Annotated in this window: 16 protein-coding genes and 1 pseudogene; 9 read left to right on the top strand and 8 right to left on the bottom strand. The window is 70.2% G+C overall.

From position 1 onward, the window contains the following. Nucleotides 1-59: 59 nt before the first annotated feature. From AC6I72_RS38750 to AC6I72_RS38725, 6 genes are all read right to left on the bottom strand, one after another. On the bottom strand, nt 60-335 hold the full coding sequence (locus AC6I72_RS38750; protein ID WP_498006724.1) for a hypothetical protein: 276 nt from the start codon (nt 333-335) through the stop codon (nt 60-62). Between the two features lie 124 nt (nt 336-459). Next, nucleotides 460-840: a PIN domain-containing protein gene (locus AC6I72_RS38745; RefSeq protein WP_498006722.1), complete on the bottom strand. Its 381-nt coding sequence runs from the start codon at nt 838-840 to the stop codon at nt 460-462. Then, entirely contained in the window at nt 837-1,094 is a 258-nt protein-coding gene (locus AC6I72_RS38740) for a hypothetical protein (protein ID WP_498006720.1), read from the bottom strand. The genes AC6I72_RS38745 and AC6I72_RS38740 overlap by 4 nt, the downstream gene beginning before the upstream one ends. A gap of 147 nt (nt 1,095-1,241) precedes the next feature. After that, entirely contained in the window at nt 1,242-1,694 is a 453-nt protein-coding gene (locus AC6I72_RS38735) for a hypothetical protein (protein WP_498006718.1), read from the bottom strand. Between the two features lie 75 nt (nt 1,695-1,769). Further along, complete coding sequence (locus AC6I72_RS38730; protein ID WP_498006716.1) at nt 1,770-2,501, bottom strand: hypothetical protein; 732 nt, start codon at nt 2,499-2,501, stop codon at nt 1,770-1,772. Further along, nucleotides 2,498-3,436: a trypsin-like serine peptidase gene (locus AC6I72_RS38725; RefSeq protein ID WP_498006715.1), complete on the bottom strand. Its 939-nt coding sequence runs from the start codon at nt 3,434-3,436 to the stop codon at nt 2,498-2,500. Before AC6I72_RS38725 ends, AC6I72_RS38730 begins: the two co-directional genes overlap by 4 nt. A 650-nt stretch (nt 3,437-4,086) precedes the next feature. Here AC6I72_RS38725 and AC6I72_RS38720 point away from each other — a divergent pair. From AC6I72_RS38720 to AC6I72_RS38705, 4 genes are all read left to right on the top strand, one after another. After that, a complete protein-coding gene (locus AC6I72_RS38720; protein ID WP_498006713.1) occupies nt 4,087-4,842 on the top strand; it encodes a hypothetical protein in 756 nt (251 codons plus the stop codon). A gap of 255 nt (nt 4,843-5,097) precedes the next feature. Next, nucleotides 5,098-5,844, top strand: coding sequence for an ABC transporter ATP-binding protein (locus tag AC6I72_RS38715; RefSeq protein ID WP_498006711.1), 747 nt, complete (start codon nt 5,098-5,100; stop codon nt 5,842-5,844). Continuing rightward, nucleotides 5,841-7,091, top strand: a complete 1,251-nt coding sequence (locus AC6I72_RS38710; RefSeq protein WP_498006709.1) for a DUF7224 domain-containing protein — start codon at nt 5,841-5,843, stop codon at nt 7,089-7,091. Before AC6I72_RS38715 ends, AC6I72_RS38710 begins: the two co-directional genes overlap by 4 nt. Continuing rightward, the gene (locus AC6I72_RS38705; RefSeq protein ID WP_498006707.1) at nt 7,088-7,645 is read left to right on the top strand and encodes a hypothetical protein; all 558 of its coding nucleotides are present in this window, start codon (nt 7,088-7,090) and stop codon (nt 7,643-7,645) included. Before AC6I72_RS38710 ends, AC6I72_RS38705 begins: the two co-directional genes overlap by 4 nt. A gap of 455 nt (nt 7,646-8,100) precedes the next feature. On the opposite strand, the pseudogene AC6I72_RS38700 reads toward AC6I72_RS38705, so the two are convergent. Continuing rightward, nucleotides 8,101-9,638, bottom strand: a pseudogene (locus AC6I72_RS38700) (peptide deformylase). A 144-nt stretch (nt 9,639-9,782) separates the two neighbouring features. Between AC6I72_RS38700 and AC6I72_RS38695 the strand changes: the two are divergent. From AC6I72_RS38695 to AC6I72_RS38680, 4 genes are read left to right on the top strand one after another with little or no spacing between them, the layout of a single operon-like run. Then, nucleotides 9,783-10,940 carry a glycosyltransferase family protein gene (locus tag AC6I72_RS38695; protein ID WP_498006705.1) on the top strand — a complete coding sequence of 386 codons (1,158 nt, stop codon included), beginning with the start codon at nt 9,783-9,785 and terminating at the stop codon, nt 10,938-10,940. Next, entirely contained in the window at nt 10,937-11,644 is a 708-nt protein-coding gene (locus AC6I72_RS38690) for a hypothetical protein (protein ID WP_498006704.1), read from the top strand. Before AC6I72_RS38695 ends, AC6I72_RS38690 begins: the two co-directional genes overlap by 4 nt. Continuing rightward, on the top strand, nt 11,641-12,876 hold the full coding sequence (locus AC6I72_RS38685) for a glycosyltransferase family protein (RefSeq protein ID WP_498006703.1): 1,236 nt from the start codon (nt 11,641-11,643) through the stop codon (nt 12,874-12,876). The genes AC6I72_RS38690 and AC6I72_RS38685 overlap by 4 nt, the downstream gene beginning before the upstream one ends. After that, nucleotides 12,855-13,754: a glycosyltransferase family protein gene (locus AC6I72_RS38680; RefSeq protein ID WP_498006701.1), complete on the top strand. Its 900-nt coding sequence runs from the start codon at nt 12,855-12,857 to the stop codon at nt 13,752-13,754. Before AC6I72_RS38685 ends, AC6I72_RS38680 begins: the two co-directional genes overlap by 22 nt. On the opposite strand, the gene AC6I72_RS38675 is transcribed toward AC6I72_RS38680, so the two are convergent. Next, nucleotides 13,712-14,218 carry an ATP-binding protein gene (locus tag AC6I72_RS38675; RefSeq protein ID WP_498006699.1) on the bottom strand — a complete coding sequence of 169 codons (507 nt, stop codon included), beginning with the start codon at nt 14,216-14,218 and terminating at the stop codon, nt 13,712-13,714. The two genes, AC6I72_RS38680 and AC6I72_RS38675, sit on opposite strands and share 43 nt — an antisense overlap. A gap of 104 nt (nt 14,219-14,322) precedes the next feature. On the opposite strand from AC6I72_RS38675, the gene AC6I72_RS38670 reads away from it, so the two are divergent. Further along, entirely contained in the window at nt 14,323-15,237 is a 915-nt protein-coding gene (locus tag AC6I72_RS38670; RefSeq protein ID WP_498006697.1) for an FkbM family methyltransferase, read from the top strand. Nucleotides 15,238-15,239: the final 2 nt, after the last annotated feature.

Below are 15,239 nucleotides of genomic sequence, written 5' to 3'. Positions count from 1 at the left end.
GCCCGGCTCGGCCGGCCCCACCCTTCTTCCTGGCCCCTGCCCGTGCCGCGGGCAGCCGGCTACGACTCCTTGAGCTCCTTGAGCCGGGCGGCGTAGCGGGACAGGATCTTCCCGGTCTCGGCGGGGCCGGCGTTCTCCAGCCGCTGCTGGTCCTCCAGAGCGGCCTGACGGGCGGCCTTCAGCTCCTCGATCCGTTCCTCGTCGGGGAGCGGGGACCTGTGTTCGGCGGTGAGCTGGGTGTTGTACCAGGCCACCACGGACCGGACGATGTCGGCCGCCTGCTGCTCATCGCCGCCTTCCAGGCCGGAGAAGTCGGGGCTGGGGATCTCGGACACGGGAGCCACCTTCGACGGCGAAGACGCTGTACGCAGCCGGGGGCGGACCCTCGTCACCGAGCGCCGCCACCACCTGGCCTAGGAAGATCTCCCCGCGCAGCCGGGCCGGAACAGGGACGACCGGTCAGGGATTGAGATCGAGGACCCGGACCGGTTCGCCGGTCCACCGCTCGGGGGCGGTGGTGGCGATGATCGCACCGTCGGGGCGGTCGGGCGTGGGCTGCGCGGCATGCTGGGCATGGGCTGCGGCCCAGCCGTCCTGCCGGGCCACCGCCAAAGCCGCGGGCAGGTCGAGGTCCAGGACGGTGATGCCGGGCAGGGCGGCCAGGTGCTCCGCTGTCCCCGGCCGGGCCCGGTCGGCTTCGACGAGCGCGCAGGTCGGGGCGTAGAGGTACCAGCCGGTCTCCGCGTGGGCGCGGTGGATCAGCCGGGACACGAGTACGTTGCCGCGGCCGGCGGCGGCCATGGCGGTGTCGTCCAGGACGATGTGCGTCGCCTCGCTCACCGGGCCGCCGCCTGGGCCAGCCGGCGGTCCAGCTCGCTGTCCAGGCCCCGCTCCTCAGCGGCACTCGGGGCGTAGCCGGTCCACTCCTTCAAAGCGGCCCGGGCCTTCTCGGCCCGCTCGGCCCGCTCGGCCGGGGTCAGCAGGGTTTCCGCGAGCCGCGCCAGGTACGCGCGCAGCGACATGCCCTCGGCGGCCGCGATCGCCGCCAGCCGGTCCCTGGCCTCCTCGGGGATACGAACGTTCGCATCAGACATCAACATGCTCCTCTCCACACCCACCAGGATACGGGTACGTACCCGTACCCGAATGGTCGGTGAGACCGCATCGGGTGACACCCGGAGGGAATCTTGCCCAAGTAATGGGCATGATCGCCTGATCTGCCCTGACGGCCTTCCCGACGGCTAATTGGGCGCCATCGCGCTGTTGCTGTGCTGGCGCACCGCGACCTCGAGGTGCCGAGCTCGCCATGTGCTCAGCAGCCAAGCGGACGGCAACTGAAGGGTGAGCAGAGCGAAACCTGCCGTTACGAAAGCGTCGTCAGCCGGCGCGGCGGCTTCGTCCCGCCAGGCGGAGAGGCCTGCCCAGAGCAGAAGAATCAGCAGGTAGGCACATCCGTCGACCAGCGGGGTGCGCCACTGCGGTGCGGCAGAGGTGAAACGGCGCGTCAGGGTCAGGGTGAGCGTGGCGGCGGCCAGGAATACATAGGACAGGGAGTTTGCCGGCCACTGCGATACCCACGACTCGAGACTGCCTGCCGCCGCTGACCAGGCGAGATCGACCACGGCTCCGATCATCCAGGAGCCGATGACAACGGTCAGCGCATAGGTGAGGGCGCTGCGCCAGGTGACGGTCATGCCACGCGCTTCCGTTCGTAGGCCGACGGAGCACCCTGTGCGGTGGTCCGTGGACACCCGTACGATGTCGGTGGGTCAGGAGGTCGGAGCGACGAGCATGCGCTCGGCTCCCAGCCGTGTGGCGTCAGTGTCGGTGTACATGGTGGTCTCCCCGTCGGACCAGCGGATGAGGAGGTCGTCGGTGCGGCCGTTCGCGGTGTAGTTGCCGGTCGTCATGGCCGTGTCGTGTGTCCAGGTTCCGTTGGGGTTCAGGATGCGTTGTTCCTGTCCGAGGCCTGATGTAGTGGTGCCGACGTAGTTGTCGAGTTCACCGTCGGTCCAGCGCACCATGAGGTCCCATTTCTGGTTGCCGGAGAACTCGCCGCTGGTCAGGAGGGTGGCGTCCTTCCAGGTTCGGTTGGGGTCCTTGAGCTTGTGCTCCTGGCCGAACGTGCCGGCGCTGACGTTGGTGTAGAGGCTCAGTTCCCCGTCGGTCCAGCGCACGATCAGGTCGGTGACGTACTGCGAGGCCGCGAAGCGGCCCGCGGCGATCTGGGTGGCGTTCTTCCATGTGTCGTTGGGTTTGATCATCTGGGTGCCGTCCCAGTTCAGGCCCTTGCTGCCCACATCCCCGTACAACGTCACCTCGCCGTCCACCCAGCGCACCAGCAGGTCGAACTGGTTGGATCCGGTGAAGTCTCCGGCGGTGATGGTCTCGGCGTTCTGCCAGGTCCCGTTCGCCGCCAGCAGTTGCCGTTCTGCGTCGTAGCCGCCGCGCCCGTTGCCGGGGTAGAGGGTGGCCTCGCCGTCGGTCCAGACCACGATCATGTCGCTGTGGCCGGTCTGCCGGAAGTCACCGGAGGCCAGCAGCTTGGCGTGCTGTGCTGCCAGGTGGATGCTGTGCCGGGCAGGTGGGGGTCCCCCGATCCCACGTAGGGCGGCTTCGTGGCCAGCTGCTGATGGGCAGCGGCGTGGTCGAACAAATCCTGCGCGTCGGCGCCGTAGACCGGCGCGTACGTCACCCAGTCGACGTTGGCGTCGTTGCCGCCGCCGTTGTATCCACCCGTGTTGCCGATGACCTTGCCGGTACCGGTGGTGCTGTTGTAGTCCTCGATCCAGGGCCCGCCGGAGACACCTCCATGGAAACCCTTGCAGGTCATGCGCATCTGCCGGAAACCCGGCAGCTGGGATGTGGTGACGGGACAGCGGACGGGCACGTGATCGGGGTTGACGTCGCCGGAGCTCGGATAGCCGATGACGGTGACCTTGTGGTTGTAACTGCTGGTGGGCGTGAAGGTGAGAGCCCCGGTGACGTCTTCTACCTTGCCGCGGCTGTTGGCATCGACCTGAGCGAAGGCCAGGTCGAGGTCGGACGTGGCCGTCTTGGTGTTCGACGTGTAGCGCTTGTCCAGATACATCTGGGCGACCGGGAAGACGCCGTAGGGTTGCTCGGCGGCGGACTTACCGACGCGGTACTGCGGTACGAAGATGCGGTGATTCGCCGACTGCAGGCCCAGTCCGCAGTGTCCGGCGGTCAGAACGATGTCCTTGGCGGCCGTGTGGACGACGCTGCCTGTGCAATAGGTTTTCGGGCCGCCCACGGGTTGGCCGTCGAAGAAGAAGGTTCCCACCACCGGGTGGCCGAGGAAGTGCTCGGAATCGGGTGTTCCGGAGGGCGCCGCCAGGTTGCCGGCGGCCCGCTGGGCGATCGATGCCGCACCGGCCACGGCCGGTGCGGCATCGATCGGCACGGCGCTGTCCATGCGGTCCGCGGTCCAGTACTTCTCCTCCTCGCTGAGGACTGGTCCGTCCGAGGGTGTGGTGGAACCGGCCGAGGGACTGGTGGAGCCGACCGGCGGGGCGAACTTCGTCGAGGGATTCGGACGCATAGGCTCGGCGGCCTTCGCCGAAGGCGCCGAGACGGTGGGGAGGCCGGTCGGCTCATCGGCGGCCCCCGCTGCCGCCGATGACGCCGAGGACGTGGGCGACTGCGACGCCACATACCGGCCCGCGCCGGAGGTCGTGGGAGCGGCCGAAGCCGTGGGCAGTGGAGGGCCGGTCGCGGCGGACGCCGGACTGGCACCGAGTATGTCCCCACACAGTCCGAGAGCGAGGGCCAGGACCGGAACCCATCTGTATCTGGAACGCAACGAGGTGCCCTTCCGTCTTGAAGTCAGCCGAACAGGGAGCGACTGCAAGTCACCGCAATAGCACACCAGTTCGCCATTGAAGATCGCCAGGATACCGACACGGCGCACCTGGCACGACGTCAAAAGACAGGATGGGCATAGCGATGGACAGACTCCGTGCCGCAGCATGGACGGCCCTCCCGCTCCTGGTGTCCCTCCTCGCTGCGGGACCGGTCTCGGCGTCGCAGCCGACGCCCTCAGTCACATATCAGGGCGTCGCATCGGTGAGGCCCGGCGAACAGCTGACGGTCAACGCCAAGCACGGCGAGGCCGGATACGGCGACACCATGCGCTCGGCCGTTTTCATCGCGGCAGGCAAACTGCGCATGATGGATCCGCTGCTGACCACCACCGTCACCATCGCCTGCGAGGCCAAACCAGGCACCTACCCCGTGCTGCGGCGCGGCGCAGGAGACGTGGGCCCCGACGAACACCCCTTCCGCTGGGCGCGTATCCGAGTCGAACCGGTCGACGAGGCCGCACGCCGGGCCTGCCCCGACAAGGTGAAGAAACTGCCCCCCACCCACCCGCAGGAACGCTGGGCTCCGGGCACCACCTGGCCCCAGTCGGAGTGGGACGTACGAACGTTCCGGGCTGGCAGCCGCATCACGATCACCGACAACTTCGACGAGGGCAGCGACGGCACCATCACCCTCACTTCCGACGTGTTCACCCACCGCCCCGTCCTCCGCGGCGACAGGGCCGTCCTGACCGCCACCACCATCCTCAAGTGCGACGCCGCCCCAGGCCTCCACGTCGTCTACCGGCACGACGCGGACCAGAAAGATCCCGCCAGACCGTGGGCCCGGCTGCGCGTCATCCCCGCCGCCCGTGGAGACGCATGCTCCGGCCGGCAGACGGCAGCACACTCCGCCAAGGCATCCCGCGTCACGGTGATCGCCTGGACCGCGGGCGGCGCACTCATTGCCGCCACGGTGTGCCTCCTGTTCATCCGTTCCCGCCACGCCAAGTCAGCCTGAAGCCCCGGCCAGCGCCCACCCCCCGCGGCTGCCCCGTGCCGCATACGGCGTCACGCACAGATGATCCCGTCGATGGGGGGCGGAGCGCGCCGCGTCAAGAGAGTGGACCAGTCGTGGACGTGCGCGGTGCCTTCTGTCGGCGCGCTCCACGCCCCCGTGTCGGTCGACTCGCTCACCGTCTACTACTGATCGGTAGTTCGCCGGGTCCCCGTGGCACACTGTGTCGCGGGGAACTGGCGTGCAGAAAGGCCCGCCATGACTCTCACGTTCCGCGAGTGCACCTTCCGCTATCGGGGAGGTGATGACGTCATCCAGGGCCTCGATCTGGCTTTCGCTCCCGGAGCCACCGTTCTCCTGGGACCCAATGGAGCAGGCAAGAGCACACCGCTGTCGCTCGGGGCGAGCGCGCTGCGTCCGCGGTCCGGACGCGTGACGTTCAACGGCCTGAGCCCGTGGAACCGCAAGCAGGCTGCGGCCTATCGCGCAGCAGTGGCATGGCTCCCGCAGAAGCCCGCGTTCCTCTCAGGGATGACTTGCCGTCAGCACGTCACCTATGCGGGATGGCTGAAGGGCATGACACAGCGCGACGCGTCGAGCGCGTCCGGCGAGGCACTGGAACGTGTAGGCCTTGGCAAGCAAGCGGACCGGAAGGTCAGCGAGCTGTCCGGCGGGCAGCAGCAGCGTGTCGCAATTGCTCAGGCTCTCGTCCACCGCGCCAAGGTCCTCCTCCTCGACGAACCCACCGTCGGACTCGACCCGAAGCAGCGCCGATCATTCCTCGACCTCATTGCATCACTGCGGAACGAAACGCATGTGATCGTCTCCACCCATGACATCGCCGACATCAGTGAAGCTTTCAGTGATGTCGTAGTGTTCAACGCAGGAGAGGTCCTGTTCAACGGACCCGTCCCTGCGTTCCTCGCTCATGCGGGCGCCCATATCCACTCGGAACGCGCCGCGGAAGACGCCTACACCGCTGTCCTCGAAGGAGGATCGAGGTGATCATCTGGCATCAGCTGCGGCGTTCGGCGGCCCCCTGGGTCCTCCTGCCGGCCGCTCTGTTCGTATACCTGTACATGCAGAGTGCGGTATCCACCGCCCCGTCACACTACGGAATCCAGTCGGGTGAGAGCACGATATATGCACTGGCCACCATCGCCCCGGCCGTCGCCGCGTGCGCCGCGTGGGACTCGGGGCGTATACGGCCCGTACGCCACATGCTGACCACATCCGCGCGGTCACGATGGTCGCTGCTCGTGTTCATCGGCGCCCCCGTCGCCGCACTGGAAGCTGCGCTTCTCGTGTTCGCCGTCGTCCTGGCGCGCGTCAACACCGGAGTATTTCCCTCCGGTGCCGGATGGACCGCACTGGCCCACGTGATCATCGTTCCTGCGGAGTGGGCCGTGATCGGGTGGTACGTCGGCGGACGTCTCCCCAGGAGCATTGCCGCACCAGTAGCAGCGGCCCTGTGCTGGGCCTGGCTGGCGATGCCACATGCGATGGACAACGCATGGCTGAGGCACCTCGGCGGGTTCATCGACGGGACGTCAACCATCACCGACGTCCACCGGCCCGAGATCTATTTCGTGCCATGGCTCTTCACCGGCTGTCTGATAGCCGTCGCATGGCTCCTCACCCGTACCGAATCCCGCCGTATCTTCCTCCCCGCCGGCGCCAGTGTCGCCGCAGCAGCGCTCCTCGCCGGATACGCCGCGGTGAGCGGATGGGGCTATGGCAACCCGGCAACGGTCCGTGCCGTTGATTCCGTATGTTCCGGAACCGCCCCGCAGATCTGCGTTCCACCAGAGTACCGTTCCTACCTTCCGCGAATCCGCCACAGCACCCAAGGTCCGCTCAGCGCTCTGGTCGCCGCCGGCGTCACACAACCGAAGCGTATGGAGATCCTGTCGCCGTCAGTGAAGCTCGCACCGGGCGTATGGCGACTGCACTGGGGACTCCCAGCCGCTCACCCGCAAGCCGCGTACCACACGGCCGCCGATGTCATGGCAATATCGGCCGTCGAGGGAACCGCGGCCCAGCATGGAAAGCAGTCATGCGGAGGCCCGTCCGCCCCAGAACTCGTATGGGCCACCGCCGTTGCAGGCAACAAGGACGAGGTCCGCAAGCAAACCGATCCGCAGTTGTGGGGCCTGGTAGGCCCTGTCCTCGACAAGCCGGTGAAGCAGCAGTCCGACTGGTTCACGCAGCAGATCCTCAACCATGCCTGCAAAGCGGAGGATGCGCGGTGAGACTCTACGTGACAGCCGTGCGGAAGTGGTGGGCCGCAGCTGGAGCAATCATCCTGATGGCAGTGATATGCCAGCTCTCGGGAACGAGCAGTATCGAGCTGCCCGCTCTCAATGGCAGTGGCGTCGCGCCCCTGGCCTACTTCACTCCACTGCTGGTGTCTTCCACGGTCCTGTACTGCCTCAACCGACGAGTTGATCACATAGAGCGGACCGCTGCAGCGCCTGTCGCGCTGATCGATGCGGCATTCGTAGCATCCGTGTTCTTCCTGTGTCTCGCAGCTGGTTTCGTGACAGGCTTCGACACCGCCCGCAACGTAATGCTGTTGACCTGCATCGGTCTTCTGATCGCCCAGGTGGGCAACAGCGCATCAGGTATCGCCACGGGCATGATGCTGCTGATCGCCAGCATCGTCGCAGGACGTGGCCCGGCAGGAAGCCACGCCTGGTGGGCTGTGGTCCTGTATCCGTCGAACAGCGTCCCTGCATGGTCCCTCACTGCGATACTGCTGGCAGCCACAGGCATCCGTTCTGTCAAAGCCTCAAGGAAGCCGTAGTCCCGAAGTACCTCCGCTCGATTTCGCGGAGCGCCGGCATGCCCTGAAAGCACCGGCGGGGCGGTCGTCACGGTTCTTGGCCAGGAATCGTTCGACGGGCGGCGGTTCGTTGAGACGCTGGCTGATCAGGTGCCAGTGCCGACGACTGCGCCTTCGCAGTCAAAGCGGGCCGCCTGCGCGGCTGCTGTCCGCGCTGCCGTCGCCGATGAGGGCCTTGACCGTCACCAGCCCGTCGGCCTTGGAGTTGTGCGCCCAATCCGTTCCGCTCCTCCAGGGCCCGCGGCTCGTCGGGGCGGAGATGACCGCCGCCGCCGTGGAGCGGGCGGTGCCGGCGGTGGACGTCCAGCGGCGGGCGGCGCCGCTTGTTTACGCCGCGAGCGGATCGTCGGCGTCGACGGGCGGGACTGCGCGGGACGGCTGGTTCGGAGGTCCGGGGCGGGAGTGCTTGCCCATGGTCAGGAGTCGTAGGACCAGGCCCGGCCGGTCTGCCGGTACTCGTCAACGCCGATCGGCTCCACACCGGGCCGCATCCGGGACAGATACAGCAGCCCGTCGAGGTGGTCGATCTCGTGATGGACGAGGCGGGCCAGCCCGCGCTCGTAGACGGTGGTGACCGTGGTGCCGTCCAGGGCGGTGGTCTCCACTGTGATCGTCAGCGGCCGGGGGACCATGCCGCGCACGTCGAAGAAGGACAGGCACCCCTCGTACTGCTCGTCCGCTTCCTCGGAGCGTTCGGTGATCCGCGGGTTGAGCAGCACGATGGCACGGGTATCGCGGCCCGGGGGCTGGACGGCGGCGGCGGCCCGGCCGATGCCGATCTGGGGAGCTGCCAGCCCCATACCCTTGGCGAAGGGGTGGACCCGGCCGATGCGCTCCATCGCGGCGAACAGCATCTCGATGGTGTGCTCGGCGGCCTCGCGCTCGGCAGGCAGGCCAAAGGGCCGGGCCACTTCGGCGAGGACGGGTGCGCCGTACTGCACGACGCCGATCTCGCGCATCCGCTGGCTGGGCTGCACCACGGTCACCGGAACTCCTCTTGGTTCGTGTCCTGTTCGGATCGGGCGCGCAGGCGCCATTCCAGACGGTAGCGGGCGTGCAGGGCCGGGCTGGTGGTTGTCCAGGTGAACACCCGCATCCCGGCCTCCTCGGTGCGGACGGGCGCGGTCCGCAGCGGGGCGGCTTCGGCGGTCATGGACGTCTCGGTGCCCCACACGACCGGGTCGAGTGCGGCGGGGAAGGCGAGGGTGACTTCCAGGTGCTCGGTCGGCAGTCGCACCGCGCGCTGGAACCAGCGGCCCCACTTTTCGTCCCCGACCGAGTAGGCGTACTCGATCCACACCGACTCGCCGGGGTAGAGCGGGAAGCGGCCCTGGTCGTTTTCGAACAGCAGCCAGACCTCCTTGAATGCGTCCCGGTCGTGCTTGGCCTCCCAGCGCATCCTCTCGCCCCGGCAGGTCGCCGTGAGCGCGAGTTCACCCCAGGTCAGCGGGTGGGTGCGGTAGTGGGCGTTGGAGCGTTCCGGCTCGCCGGGGTAGCGGTCGACGCTGATGCGGATCAGGTAGCGGGTGATCGGCTCGTGGCCGGTGTTGCGCAGCAGCCGGCGCATCGACAGCCGGTAGAGGTGTCCGTCGTAGTCAAGGCGGGCCGCGTCGTGCTCGACGACCAGCGCCGTCCCGGTCGCGTACGGCTGCTCGGCCCGGCGCGGGGCCGGCGGCACGACCGCCTTCACCGACCGGGCTTTGGCCGTCTCGTATTCGCACCAGCGCCGCCAGATCGCCCTTCCCGCGTTCAGTGTCTCCTCGGCGCGGCGGGCGAAGTCCTCGGTGGGCTTGTGCCTGCCGGATTCCATGTGGCTGACGTAGGAGGGGTCGAAGCCCATGGCCGCGGCCAGCGTCTTCTTGGACATGCTGCGGACCTCGCGCCAGTAGGCGATCTCCGCCGCGAAGTTCTCGGCGGCCTGCTCCACGGTGACCGTGTCGTCTTGGGCGTCCATCAAAGCCCCCGCTCTGGCTGCCGGATGAGTAGGTGAGTGAACCGTGAGTGATCTAAGTTCACCATCCCGTCACGGTCCCTGCCGCCGGTTTCCTTCCCCTCACCGGCCCGGTTCGACCCCCGGTCCGGCGGGAGGGATGCACGGATGCGTGTGCTGTACCTGCTCAACATCTCCAACCCCCAGCGGCTGGCGGCCGACTCCGGGTTCACCTTCGCCGACCTGCTCACTCCGGCTCTCACGGATGCCGGAGCCGAGGTCACCGTCGCAGCCCCGGCCGCGGCCGGTGACGGCCGGGTCCGCTCCGAGCCCACCCCGTCACCGGCCACGAAGTACCGGGCCCGCCTCGACCCCGGCATGGACGCCCTGGTGGACCTCGTGCGCAGGAACCGGCCGGAGGTGGTGATCGCCAACCAGATCGAGGCCGCCCCCGCGATCCGCGCCGCCCTGCTGGAAGCCCGCGTGGACGCAGCCGTCGCCGGTTACTGCCACTACCTGCCGTTCTCCTTCACCGACGCCGGGACCCTCCAGCTCGATGCGTCGCTGAACGACGGCGGCCTGGGCCAAAGCGTGCTCCTGGCATTCGCCGCGGGCCTGGCCGCCTGCGACCGCGTCCTGGTCCACTCCTCCACCGCCGCGACCTGGACCACGGCGGCGGCCGGCCGCATGGGCGTCGATCTCACCGACAAGCTGCACGTCGTTCCCGCCCCGCGTGACGAGCGCCTGGTCCGCGACCCCGCCGACGTCGAACCCCCGAACAGGGACGGCGCGGTGGGGATGTACAACCACCGCCTCTACGCGCACTACGGCACCGCCCAGTTCACCGCCCTGGCCCGCCGCCTGGTCGCCGAGGCACCCGTCAAGCTGACGGTGATGGACCTGTTCGGCAAGCGCAGCCCCGAGCGCGTCCGGCTCGATGCCAGCCCCGAACACCACCGCGACCAGCTCGCCGCCCTGCCCCGCGTCACCATCGCCTCCGACCGCGGCGACCGCGTCCGCTACCGCAACCTGCTGGCCGGCGCACACTTCGGCATCGCGCCGTTCCGCGCCGGCTGCCCGTGGTCGATGTCCGTGATCGACTGCCAGGGGATGGGCCTGCCGGTCATCGCCCCGCGCACCGGATGGCTGGCCGAGCACATCGACCCCGAACTCCTCTTCGACACCGCCGACCAGGCCCTGTCCATCGCCGCCCGGCTCGCCACGGACGCCGAGTTCTACCGGGTGCACGCCAAGCGCGCCCACGCCTCCACCGCCGACCTCGCCCCCACCACCGTGGCCGCCCGCTACCTGGAGGCCCTGCGATGACCAGGCTGTTCGACGCGGTGATGCTGTCCTACGACGAACCGCTCGCGGACCGGCTCCACGCCCGCCTCCAGCGTGTCCTGGGCCTGCAGGTGAAGCGGCTGCACGGGGTGCAGGGGATGCGCCGGGCCTACCGGCTGGCCGCCGAGATCGTGGACGCCGAACAGTTCCTGCTCGCCGACGCCGACTTCGTCATCGCCACCGAGTTCACCCTGCCCACCGTCGAGCCTTTGGACGAGGGCGTGTCGATGCGGGTGTGGCGGGCCCGCAACCCCCTCAACGGCCTCGTCTACGGCTACGGCGGACTGAAGCTGATCCGCCGCTCGGCCCTGCGGCAGCTCGGCGACGCCGTCGACGTGCTGGCCGCGCTGCCCGGCCGCACCGAGTTCGTGGCGGACATCGCCGGCACCACCCGCATCAACCAGTCCCCCTACCACGCCTGGAAGGCCGGTTTCCGCGAGTGCGCGATGCTCGCGCGCGGCAGCGAGTACGGCATGGACGACGCCGAAGCCGCCGAACGGATCGCCGCCTGGACGGCCGGGGGCGAGGGCGAGTTCGCGCAGTTCGCCGTCTCCGGGGCTCGCGAAGGCGTCGCCTTCGCCCGTGAGGCGGCCCGCGTCCCCGCCCGGTTCGACAAGCTCAACGACCCCGCATGGCTGTACGCCCGGTTCACCGCCGGGCACGGCGAACAGGCCATCGCCGGATGACCGCCCCGACCCTGGTGCTTGTCGAGCCGGGCGCCCACCGCCTCGGCGGGCACCGTCACCGCACCCTGACCGCGCTCGCGACCGCACACGGCAAGACGCTGGTGGTCGCCCCGTACGGCGTCGCCGCCGAGACCCGGGCCGCCCTGGTCGAGGCCGGTGCCCGCGTCACCGGACCCGCCGGGGCGGTGGCCGCCGTGCTCACGGCGGCCGGGACCGCCGCCGCGGCAGCGGCCGCGGCCGGGCGGCGGGCGTTCGCCTCCCGCCGCTGGCCTGCTGTCGTCCGTCGCCTCCCCCACCAGGTCATGCTGGTCGCCCGCTGCCTGACCGAGGCCGCCTGTATCCGCACCGGCCACCACTTCGCCGGACCCGCCGCCACGGTGGTGGTGCTCAGCGCCAGCGAGGCCCTGCACGGCGCGACCGGGCTGCTCAGCGGGCCGCACACCCGGTTCGTCCACGAGGTCGTCACCACCGAGGACGCCGCGCTGCGGCTGGCCAGCCGACTGACCCGCCGCAGCGAGCGGCGGGTACGGGTGCTCACCCCCACCGACGCCGTACGCGACGAGCTGACCACCGCTTTCCCCCGCCTGCCGGTCGAGGTGCGGCCCTTCGCCGTCGCTGACCCCGGAGACCGGCTCACCGACGCCGAACGCGTCCGGGCCCGGGAGGACTTCGGCATCCCGGCCGCCGAGGCGGTCGTGTGCCTGGTCGGCGGCTGGTGGCCGTACAAGGACACAGACGTCATCGGCACCGCCCTGGCCCAGCTCGACGTTCCCGTGCACCTGCTGGTCGCCGGCAGCCCGCTCGACCACGCGGTGCTTCGCCGGTGGGGCACCCTGCCCCAGGTGCAGCTGCACACGGTGCCCGGCCCGGCGAGCGAGGGCCAGATCCGCACCGTCTACGCCGCCGGAGACGCCACCCTCGTCGCCCGCCGACCCGGGGTCGGCAAGGAATCCGGGCTGGTCATCGACGCGGTCCGCCTGGGTGTCCCGCTGATCGTCTCCGACCACGAACCGCACCTGACCAAGGCCCTCGCCGGGCAGGACTGGGCCCGCCTCTTCCCGACCGGCGACGGCACCGCGCTGGCCGACCTCCTGCGGGAGCTGGCCTGGTCCCCGCTGCCCCGGCCCGCCCCGCACACGGCCGCCGCGCTGAACGTGCCCACGGCCGCCGAGCAGACCGCCTTCCTCACCGAGCTGAAGGAGCCGCAACCGTGCCCGCCCTGCCCCCGCTGATCGCCGTCGTCGGCCCCGTCGAGCCCGCCCTGCTGACCGCCTGGGTGCACCACTACCGCACCCTGGGCATCGAGCGGTTCCACCTGGCCTTCCACTTCCCCGAGCACGTCGCCCCGGAGCGACGCCACCAGGTGCAGGCCGTCTGCCGCGAGCTCGGGATCGTTCCGCCCGCGGTGAGCTGCGGGCCGTGGCACGAGCACACCAACCCCCATCTGCGGGACGCCCTGCGCGAGCGTGCCGGCGCCGGGTGGCACCTGCTCGCCGACTCCGACGAGTTCCACGCCTACCCCGCCCCGCTTGACCAGGTCCTGGCCGCGGCGGAGAGGTCGGGCACCGGCACGGTGGGCGGACTGATACTCGACCGCGTCGACGCCGACGGCGCCCTGACCGGCTTCGACCCGCAAGCGGGCCTGGACGCCGCCTATCCGCTCGGCGGCTTCCTCACCCACTACCTGCTGCGCGGCGACCCCCGCAAGATCGTGCTCGCGCACTCCAGCGTCCCGGTGGCGTCCGGCAACCACCGCGCCGAGGGACACCGCCCCGCCAACCGGCCCCCGGTCGTGGTCCACCACTTCAAGTGGCGCGAGGGAGTACGACAGGACGTCGAGCAGCGGGCGGAGCACTCGGCGGACGGCACCTGGAAGACCGCCTCCCCGGCCCGGCTCGCCGAGGCCCGGCGCATGCTGGACCACCTGAAGCGGCACGGCGGCCGCATCGCCGTCGGCTCCCCGCACCTGAACCTCCGGCCCGTCTCGATGACGGCGATGCCCGGCTGGTGGGAGGCGGAGGCGACGCGCCTGGTCACCACATGGCGGCCCCCGACGGCCGCGACGGGTCAGAAGGAGCCGGGCTCGATGATCTCCTCACCCTCGTCGTGAGGGGCCTCGAAGCGGGCGTAGAAGTCGTCCAGCGCAGACTCGGTGACGGTCAACGCGTTGCCGTCCTCACGCTGGTTGCGCTCGGCAAGGCGCCGCAGCAGCTCCTCGCGGGGGACGGGGAAGTACAGCAGCCGCGGGCGCCCGCCCGCCTCCTCGACGAGCTTCTTCCACTCGTTGCGGGCAGCCCGGGTCCACAGCCCGTGGTCCAGCACAACGTCCTGCCCGGCCGCGACCAGCTCGACCAGCTCGGCGCGGACCTCGGCGACCACCGGGGCCTCCAGCGCGAAGTAGTCCCGCTCCGGGTAGTCCACGCCGTAGCGGCCGTGCCGGGCGTGCACCCGCTCGTCCACCGACAGCCGCACCGCCCCGGCCGGCTCCAGCCGCCGCCTGGCGTACGTGGTCTTGCCCGACCCGGTCAGCCCGACCAGCAGATACACCACCGGCCCGGCCGCTGCCGTCTTCACCCGCGCTCCTCCTTCGCCCGTGAGGACTCCTTGCGCCCAGCCTGCCACCCTCACCCCTCGCCGTGCGGCCGGATCGGCCGCACCCTCACCCAGGAGGTCACCCCGTGATCCCTCCGCCCCTGCTGCATGCTCTGCGGGCGTATGTGCGGTACGCCCCCGGCCGACTCGGCAAGCCGCAGATGGCCACCCGGCTGAGCGACCACCTCAAGCAGCACCCGCTCACGGCGACCGCCCGCACCGGGGATGGCGCGGTCTTCCCTGCGGTGACCAGCGACGTCATCCAGCGCTATCTGTGGCTGTTCGGCGCGTGGGAGCCGCACCTGACCGCCTGGATGCGCGCCCGCCTCACTCCGGGGGAGACGGTGGTGGACGCGGGCGCGCACACCGGCTACTTCACGGTGCTGGCCTCCCGGCTCGTCGGGCCCGCCGGCCGGGTCGTCGCCATCGAGCCGTCCCCCGCCTTCCACCGGGCGCTGACGGCGAACCTCGCGGCCAACGGGTGCGGCAACGTCCGCACCGTCAACGCCGCCGTCTCCGACGCCGTGGGACGGATGACCTTCTACCTGGAGCGTTCCACCAACCTCGGCGGCACCACCGCCGTCCGCCCCCGCACCGTGGAAGCCTCGTTCGAGGCTGACGCGGCGCCGCTGCCCCACCTGCTCACCAAGGAAGAACTCGCCGCCGCCCGCCTGATCAAGCTCGACGTCGAAGGGGGCGAGGCGGCGGCCGTGCGCGGACTCGCCCCGCTCCTGCCCCGGCTGCGCGACGACGCCGAGCTGGGCATCGAGGTCACTCCCAGGCTGCTCGCCAAACAGGGCCAGGCCGTCGACGACGTCCTCGGCCCCCTGCGCGAGCACGGCTTCCACGTCTACCGGCTCGCCAACGACTACGCCGCGGCCAGCTACCCGGCCGCCCTCGCACAGCCCGCACCCGCGATCCGGTGGCACGGGCCCGTCACCGAGATGAGCGACCTCGTCCTCTCCCGAACCGACGCCGTCACCCTGCCGCCCCGTTCCTGAAG

This window comes from Streptomyces sp. Xyl84, assembly GCF_059731885.1.
This window is presented reverse-complemented; position numbering and strand designations above follow the sequence as displayed.